The sequence below is a fragment of the Rhizobium sp. UFLA01-1127 genome (assembly GCF_059803845.1).
Window position 1 is genome coordinate 1 of sequence record NZ_JAUQTZ010000271.1, and the last position, 2,292, is coordinate 2,292.

Below are 2,292 nucleotides of genomic sequence, written 5' to 3' on the forward strand. Positions count from 1 at the left end.
ATTCAGGATAATGGTCCGGACAGCGAAAAGCTCTTCTGCGTCTACGTCGCCGTCGGCCAGAAGCGCTCGACCGTTGCTCAGTTCGTCAAGGTGCTCGAAGAGCGCGGCGCCCTGAAGTACTCGATCATCGTTGCGGCAACCGCTTCCGATCCGGCTCCGATGCAGTTCCTGGCTCCGTTTGCCGGCTGCGCCATGGGCGAATACTTCCGTGACAACGCCCAGCATGCCCTGATCGGCTATGACGACCTGTCCAAGCAGGCCGTTGCCTATCGTCAGATGTCGCTGCTGCTGCGCCGCCCGCCGGGCCGCGAAGCTTATCCGGGCGACGTTTTCTATCTGCACTCACGCCTCCTTGAGCGCGCTGCAAAGATGAACGACGAGAAGGGCGCTGGTTCGCTCACCGCTCTCCCGGTCATCGAAACGCAGGGTAACGACGTTTCGGCCTTCATTCCGACCAACGTGATCTCGATCACCGACGGCCAGATCTTCCTCGAAACCGATCTGTTCTATCAGGGTATCCGCCCGGCCGTTAACGTCGGCCTCTCGGTTTCGCGCGTCGGTTCGTCCGCTCAGATCAAGGCGATGAAGCAGGTTGCCGGCTCGATCAAGGGCGAACTTGCCCAGTATCGCGAAATGGCTGCCTTCGCCCAGTTCGGTTCCGACCTCGATGCCGCAACCCAGCGCCTGTTGAACCGCGGTGCTCGCCTGACCGAACTTCTGAAGCAGCCGCAGTTCTCTCCGCTGAAGACGGAAGAGCAGGTTGCGGTGATCTTCGCCGGCGTCAACGGCTACCTCGACAAGCTGCCTGTCAACCAGGTCGGCAAGTTCGAACAGGGTCTGCTGTCGTACCTCCGCTCGGAAGGCAAGGACATTCTCGACACCATCCGTACCGAAAAGGCCATCAGCGACGCGACCAAGGGCAAGCTTACCGCTGCTCTCGACAGCTTCGCCAAGTCTTTCGCATAATCGGGCCAAAGCTCTAGGACGGATCAGGGATGCCTTCACTCAAGGATCTGAAAAACCGGATCGCCTCCGTCAAGGCGACGCAGAAGATCACCAAGGCGATGAAAATGGTCGCCGCGGCGAAGCTTCGGCGCGCGCAGGAGGCGGCCGAGGCCGCCCGGCCTTACTCGCAGCGCATGGCCGCTGTTCTGGCCAACATTTCGGCTGCCGTGAGCGATGCTGACGGCGCGCCGCTGCTGATGACCGGAACTGGCAAGAGCGATGTGCATCTGCTCGTCGTCTGCACGGCCGAACGCGGCCTCTGCGGCGGCTTCAACTCGCAGATCTCGCGCTTCGCCCGTGACCATGCCCGCAAGCTGCTGGCCGAAGGCAAGACGGTGAAGATCTTCACCGTCGGCAAGAAGGGTTATGACGTCCTTCGCCGCGAATATGCATCGCTGATCGTCGAGCGCAAGGAACTGCGCGACGTCAAGCGTATCGGTTTCGACAATGCCGACGCCATCGGCAAGCGCGTCATCGAAATGTTCGAGGCCGGCGAATTCGACGTTTGCACGCTGTTCTATTCCGAATTCAAGTCGGTGATCAGCCAGGTGCCGACGGCACAGCAGCTCATTCCGGCTTCGGCTCCGGCCGTCGTCGAAGAAGATGCAGCCCACAAGGGCGCCGTCTATGAATACGAGCCGGATGCGGCTTCGATCCTCGCGGACCTTATCCCGCGCAACATCTCCGTCCAGATCTTCCGCGCGTTGCTCGAAAACGTTGCCGGCGAGATGGGCGCGAAGATGAGCGCGATGGACAATGCGACGCGCAACGCTGGTGAGATGATCAACAAGCTGACGCTGAACTACAACCGCCAGCGCCAGGCACAGATCACCAAGGAATTGATTGAAATCATTTCGGGCGCGGAAGCGCTCTGAGGTTAGGAAAAGAGGGTAAGAATATGGCTGACGCAGCTACCCCCGCAGGTTCTGTCGGTAAGGTTACGCAGGTTATCGGCGCCGTTGTGGACGTTGCTTTCGACGGCGAACTCCCGGCGATCCTGAACGCGCTTGAAACCGACAACAACGGCAATCGTCTGGTTCTCGAAGTCGCACAGCACCTCGGCGAAAACTCCGTTCGCACGATCGCCATGGACTCGACCGAAGGTCTGGTTCGCGGCCAGCCGGTGAAGGACACGGGCGCACCGATCTCCGTTCCGGTCGGACACGAGACGCTCGGCCGTATCATGAACGTCATCGGCGAACCGGTCGACGAAGCAGGTCCGCTGAACACCGCCAAGAAGCGCGCCATCCACCAGGATGCTCCGTCCTACGTCGAGCAGTCCACGGA

The 2,292-nt window shown here is 60.7% G+C and carries 2 protein-coding genes and 1 pseudogene; all 3 read left to right on the forward strand.

The features are described 5' to 3' along the window. On the forward strand, nucleotides 1-966 hold a 966-nt coding region (gene atpA, locus Q4Q11_RS31525; protein WP_498571945.1), incomplete at its 5' end, for a F0F1 ATP synthase subunit alpha. Nucleotides 967-995: 29 nt separating this feature from the next. After that, nucleotides 996-1,880, forward strand: a complete 885-nt coding sequence (locus Q4Q11_RS31530; protein WP_075853697.1) for a F0F1 ATP synthase subunit gamma — start codon at nucleotides 996-998, stop codon at nucleotides 1,878-1,880. Between the two features lie 23 nt (nucleotides 1,881-1,903). Further along, a pseudogene (locus tag Q4Q11_RS31535) lies at nucleotides 1,904-2,292 on the forward strand (F0F1 ATP synthase subunit beta); the annotation flags it as partial.